This window comes from Trichococcus sp. (assembly GCF_049589555.1).
Taxonomy (GTDB): Bacteria; Bacillota; Bacilli; order Lactobacillales; family Aerococcaceae; genus Trichococcus.
In genome coordinates this window covers 1-5,696 of record NZ_JBAWAZ010000256.1, presented here as the reverse complement: position 1 = coordinate 5,696, position 5,696 = coordinate 1, and the positions used below count along the sequence as shown (strand labels likewise).

Sequence of the window (5,696 nt, the reverse complement as noted above, 5' to 3'; positions counted from 1 at the left end):
ATTCAGGCCGGATAGTAAAGCTACTATGCAATCTTTAGGCGGCACTTGCTGTCCGAAGCCCAGAGATTCAATGCGGATTATCCGAAGAAAACGGCTCTGAAACAAACAGACCCTCCGACAACTCATCTGAATTGTCGGAAGTTCCTCAAGTTTTCACTGCAGCACTCTCCGCTAAGCTAACTCACAATCACAAATAATAACCTGAGTCCGTTCTGTCTTGGTGGGCTCATTCTTCATACCAACTGATGTCGCAGCCCGGCAGAGCGTTCTGTAGCATTTCTTGTTGTTCGGCGTTGATGCCCGCCTTGCTGATATGCAGTTTCCCCAACTTGGTCAAGCCCATCAAGGGTGCGATATCGCTGATTGGGTTATTTTTTAGATCTAGGTACCATAGCTCCGCCAAATTCGCCAAAGGGGTAGCATCGCCGGTCTGATTGCCGGACAGATTCAAGTGCCGTATTTTGGTGAGACTGGCCAAGCTGTCGATGTCACCGATCCGATTCTCGGCCAGATCGAGATAAACCAATCCCGTCATATTTGCCAAGGCAGCGACGTCATTCACCTGTGCTCCGCTGATTTCAAGGTGCGTCAGTCCGATCAATCCAGCCAAACTGCCGATATTTTCGACTTTTGTGCCGTTCAAATTCAAGCGTGTCAGCTTCGTCAGGCTTTTCAATGGCGAAACGTCACTTATTTCTGTGCCGCTCAAATCCAACGTCAGCAGATTGCCGAGGCCGGCTAAGGTGCTGGCATCGGATATTTCAGTTCCACCCATGTTCAACTCCATCAACTGCGTCAAATCTGCTACAGCTCCGACGTCACGGATGCGTGTGTTATCCAGTTCCAGGATGGTCAGTTGCGTCAAGCCTGATAGAGCTGTGATATCTTTGACTTGCGTGTTCCCTAGGCTCAGATAGCGCAACTGATTTATGCCAGCCAAGACGCCGACATCTTCGACTTCGGTGTTGCGCAGCTTCAGCGACTGCAGGCCAGTCAAGTCGGTTAACGGGCGGATATCGCTGACGGCAGTATCGTTCAAATAGAGCACCTCAAGCTGATTCAATCCGGCTAATGCGTTGATGTCCTCCAAATGGTTGTTGTTGAGGTAAAGGGTCTTTAGCTTCGTCAAATCCGTTAAAGCAGTGAGGTCCTGGATTTGGGTGCGGCTGATATCCAGATATTCAAGTTGCGTCAAACCGGCCAGCGCGCTGATGTCGCTGATCTGAGTGTCATTCAGGTGGAGTATCCGCAGATTCGTGAAATGTTCGATTCCGCTGATGCTGTTGATATCCTTATTACCCAAATAGAGCGCATCGACCGACTCGACATCGCTCGCAGTCAGGTCTCCCTCTTCTTTACCAATCAATTTACGCACATAATCTTCAATAGCTTCATCAGCGAAAGTCAGCGGCTGATTTTCTTTTGTGGTTGTGGTTTCTGCGTCTGTTTCCGGCTTGCCCGCGGATTGGATCGTACTCGTTTGGCTGTCCTTTGCTGCATCCTGGCCCGATTCCATTTTGTCGGAGCAGCCAGCCAAAATGATCAAAGTCAACAGTGTTACCAGCCTAGTTCTATTTTTCATGTAAAATCACTCCTTTTAAAAAAGCGCATTGGAGCTGACGATGGAATCCATTATGACTGGATTATCTCAGGAGATGGTCGTGTAAACGGGTTAATTTATATCTTGATTATAAGCTTCCTCTGCCCAGATCGCTAACTTTACGGATCTCTTGACCTAGACACTTATTGGCACATTTTGCGCTACAGCTTCTTTCAATCAGAAAAATAGCCCGCGTCGAGGAGAGCAGGACGACGGCAATCGCGACGTAAAAGGCTTTCGTGAAGTCTCCGTTGTTCGCAGCAGCCAATGATGCAGTCACTTTCGGCGCGACGAAGGCAGCGCTCGAAAAGCCGATAAAGACGATGCCGTAGTTGACGCCCTGGTTCGCCGGTCCGAAGTTATCCATGACAAGTCCCGGGAAGAGACCCATCACGCCGCCGAAGCAGAGCCCCAAAGTGACGCTGACAAGCAAGATGAAGGTAAAAATAATGGCACTATAGATGATGATGACCGCCCGGATCTGACCGAAGGTGAACAACGTGCGAGGTGTCCTGCTCCGGTGAGTGGGCTCCCACCGGAGGACAGCGGTACCTAACGGACTCCAACTCCGGCGGGCACCTCCTCATCGGAGGAAAAGACGCATATGTGGGCCGAACTCCGGCGTAGCCTGCGTTCGCCGGAGGAAACAACTTCCGCCGCCCAACAAAAAACCACCCGCTACAGGAACGGATGGTTTGATTTTGTTTCATTTGACATTTATTATCCCATTACCGCCAACACAAGCGGCATCGCGAAGATTCCGATCAGAATGGAGACGGAATTCATGAATGCGGAGGTTTCGACGTCACCGCCCGCTTCATCGGTGAAGCCGGTCGCCATGGAAGCGATCGGCGAAAAGAAAAGCATGCAGAGGATCGTCTTCACGACGGTTGAGATCGGCAGGAAAAGGACGATCAGGATGGAAAAAATCAGCGAAAAGCAGTAACGGATGGCCAAGTATTTGAAGGCCAGCTTGAAGCGATGGGCATCCAAGCCCAATTCCAAACCGATTCCGATCATCAGCATCGCCATGAACGTGTTGGCGCCGCCCACCGTGGATGTAAAAGTGATGACTGCATCCGGCAATTGCACCCCGAACAGACGCATCAAAAGCAGCAACAGATAGGTGTCGAACAGCGGCGAAAGGAACATGAGCTTGAGGAAGCCCCCAAATGTCGTTTTTTGTGTATCATCCGCTACCGAACGGGACCAGCCATAACCTATTCCGGCAGCTCCGAAGGAATTGCCGACATCGAAAAGGGATGCGAAAATGATCGACTGTGGGCCCATCAATCCGGCGATATATGGCATCGCAAAGGCCCCGACATTGTAGCTGCCGAGGTTGATGATTCCGAAAGCCTGCGCTATACCGCCTTTCCGTTGGTTCACCAGATAGCCGGTGATTTGCAGGACCAAGTTAGCTATGAGGCCGATTGCGGTCAAAAACAGCAGATTGTAGGTGATGTCGAACGTGTTGAAACTGGTGATCAGGGCACAAGGCAACGTGATCCGCAGAACGATTTTCGAAAATTTCGGGAAATCTTCTGCGCTTACCCATCCGATCCGTTTGATGACGTAGCCGATTACGATGATCACTATCAATGATGCGGCTTTTGCTGCTATTTCCCCCATTACGTTCCCCCTGCTCGCGTTTTTCCCTTAATTATAGCAAATAAAGTGCACTCGTATCCGTTCATTCTGCATTTTGTAATCGCGTTACGGATTCCTTTGAATACGGTCGGAGAATTGAAAAAAGTTCCGTCTGCCCCAATAATAATCGGGGGACGGAACTTTCAGCCAAGGCGATCAAATCGCCAAAACAGGCTCGTTATTCTTCATATTTCAGAACGGAACGCTCGCCCAATGGTTGGACCTCTCTGTTGTTGCCTTCATAATATTCGTTGAAGGCTGCAATTTGTTCCGCGGAAACTTCCACAGTGTTCGCCATCACGTACCACTCGACATTTTCGGTAAGCGGTGGTGTCGTCAAGGAACCTAGGTAATGGTAGTAGCTTTTGTTGGCTGGAAGCAGCTCGGCAACGTTGAGGCTGAGTCCGCTCGCAACGTCTGATTCTTCGTTTGCCTGCACATCATCCAGGATCGCCTGAAAAGCAGCATTTTCTGTTCCTTCTTTAAAGAAGACCGCAATGACTGCTAAGCGTCCATCCTGTGCCTTGTGGACAAAATGCAGTTCGATCGGGAAACTTTCCCCATCCACCGTGTGTTCGCTCGGGGAATGCAGATGGAATTGTGCCAATTCAAAACCGCGTCCGGCAATCGTCGCTTGGCCGCCGTCTTCGATTTCGATGCTGTGCCCGTTATCGACCACATCGATGATCTCCTCCGCATAGTCCAATGTCAGGGAACCGTCCGTGGTCATCGCTTCGGTTGCACTCGTTTCGATATTGATCGGGGATTGCATCGCGCCGGATTCGAAGTCCCATTCATCCTGGTTTTCATAATCCAAATGTTCCTCAGCGGCTGCTTCGGTTGTTTCTTCCGTTGTTTCCTGTGTGGTTGCTTCTGAAGTCTGTTCCGTCGTCGCTTGAACGCTGCTGTCCGTTGCCACCGTTTCTTCTTGGCCGCAACCGCTCAGTCCCAATAAAGCGAATGCCCCCAGAACCGCTAAAACTTTTTTTAATCCTTTTGTATTATTCATTTTTCCAATCTTCCCCCTCAAAAACAATATCTATTTATTATATAATAATCCGCAATTAAATTATCAAAACAACCGCGATAAACAATAATTCAACAGATGGCCCCTTCTGTCAGCTGCATTCAAAAGGATATTGCGAAGAGGAGAAGGCGGGTCTATATGGTCCCGTCAGTCATCGCGCAGGACCACCTCGTACCCAAGTTCGCCCAACATGCGCATATCCTGTTCGATTGTGATGCCGTCAGTCGTCAACATATCGCCGGAAATTGCCGCATTGGCGCCGGAAAGGAAACACTGTCTGCCTTTATCCGCAAGCAGCCCCCTTCCGCCGGCCAATCGGATATAAGCATCGGGAGCCAGTAGCCGGAAAATCGCGATGATCCGGCTCATCTCCTCGTCGCTGATGACTTCGTTTCCCTCGAACGGTGTGCCCGGGATGGGATTCAGCAGGTTGACGGGTATCGAGCAGATGCCCATCTCGCGCAGGTCGATGACCATGTCGATGCGGTCCTCCATCGTCTCGCCCAAGCCAATGATGCCACCACTGCAAACGGTCAGACCGGCCTGTTGTGCGGCCCGGATGGCGGTGATCTTGTCGTCGTAGTTGTGGGTCGTGCAGACATTCGGGAAGTTCCTTCGCGAAGTTTCCAGATTGTTGTGGACGCGGGTCAAACCCGCCTGCTTCAGTTTGGCGAATTCCGTTTCCTCCAGAAGACCGAACGAGCCGCAGAGTGCGATGTCCGATTCCTTTTGGACAGCTTCCAGACTTTCGCAGACCTTGTCCACTTCCTTGCTGGACAACGCCCTGCCTGAGGTCACGATGGAATACCTCAGTACGCCGCGCTCTTCGTTATATTTCGCCTGTTCGACGATCGTTTCCGATCCGATGAGCGAGTAGGCATCAACTTTCGTGCGGTAATAGCGCGATTGGGAACAGAACTTGCAGTTTTCCGAGCACTTGCCGCTCTTGCCGTTGATGATCGTGCAGACATCGAACACGTTACCGCAGAAATGTTCACGCACATCATTGGCGGCTGCGCAAAGTTCTTCGAGCGGCGCCTCTATCAATTCCATCGCTTCCGCTTTGGTAAGGTGTCCGCCTGCATAGAGCTTATGTTTGATTGCTTCCATTGTTCTCAGTTTGTTGCTGGCAAGCTCTTCATTGTTTAAGGATAAAGCAGATTCTTTTTTGCTCATCATTCTTCTCCATTCTATTTGTTATAGTCATTGAATCAATGATGGCATAGGCAAAAATTTATGTCAACCTACGAAATAAACGGGGTAACATTGAAAATGACGGAGAAAACGTGATGGTTCCCGTTTTGGGTGTTTTAAAGCGGTTGTGCTGGGTTGTGCTTTTCCTGTGTATTGCGGAAAGCTCAAAAAAACGAAACTCAAGCATACGTTTGCTTGAGTTTCGTTTTTTGTTGTTTATTGATC

5 protein-coding genes are annotated in these 5,696 nt (G+C 50.0%); all 5 read right to left on the bottom strand.

The window, feature by feature from the left end; translation table 11 throughout:
- Positions 1-226 precede the first annotated feature (226 nt).
- Positions 227-1,582 carry a leucine-rich repeat domain-containing protein gene (locus WBV27_RS09360; protein ID WP_424201465.1) on the bottom strand — a complete coding sequence of 452 codons (1,356 nt, stop codon included), beginning with the start codon at positions 1,580-1,582 and terminating at the stop codon, positions 227-229.
- 106 nt (positions 1,583-1,688) lie between these two features.
- Positions 1,689-2,099, bottom strand: a complete 411-nt coding sequence (locus tag WBV27_RS09355; protein ID WP_424201463.1) for a hypothetical protein — start codon at positions 2,097-2,099, stop codon at positions 1,689-1,691.
- 221 nt (positions 2,100-2,320) lie between these two features.
- The gene (locus WBV27_RS09350) at positions 2,321-3,232 is read right to left on the bottom strand and encodes an AEC family transporter (RefSeq protein ID WP_424201461.1); all 912 of its coding nucleotides are present in this window, start codon (positions 3,230-3,232) and stop codon (positions 2,321-2,323) included.
- Between the two features lie 196 nt (positions 3,233-3,428).
- Positions 3,429-4,259, bottom strand: a complete 831-nt coding sequence (locus WBV27_RS09345) for a carbonic anhydrase (protein ID WP_424201459.1) — start codon at positions 4,257-4,259, stop codon at positions 3,429-3,431.
- Positions 4,260-4,424: 165 nt separating this feature from the next.
- Complete coding sequence (bioB, locus tag WBV27_RS09340) at positions 4,425-5,453, bottom strand: biotin synthase BioB (protein ID WP_424201457.1); 1,029 nt, start codon at positions 5,451-5,453, stop codon at positions 4,425-4,427.
- Positions 5,454-5,696 lie beyond the last annotated feature (243 nt).

Excerpts from the sequence above, each read along its gene's own strand:
- WBV27_RS09360 (WP_424201465.1), bottom strand. The coding sequence starts at position 1,582 with ATGAAAAATAGAACTAGGCTGGTAACACTGTTGACTTTGATCATTTTG.
- WBV27_RS09350 (WP_424201461.1), bottom strand. The coding sequence starts at position 3,232 with ATGGGGGAAATAGCAGCAAAAGCCGCATCATTGATAGTGATCATCGTA.
- WBV27_RS09345 (WP_424201459.1), bottom strand. The coding sequence starts at position 4,259 with ATGAATAATACAAAAGGATTAAAAAAAGTTTTAGCGGTTCTGGGGGCA.
- bioB (WP_424201457.1), bottom strand. The coding sequence starts at position 5,453 with ATGAGCAAAAAAGAATCTGCTTTATCCTTAAACAATGAAGAGCTTGCC.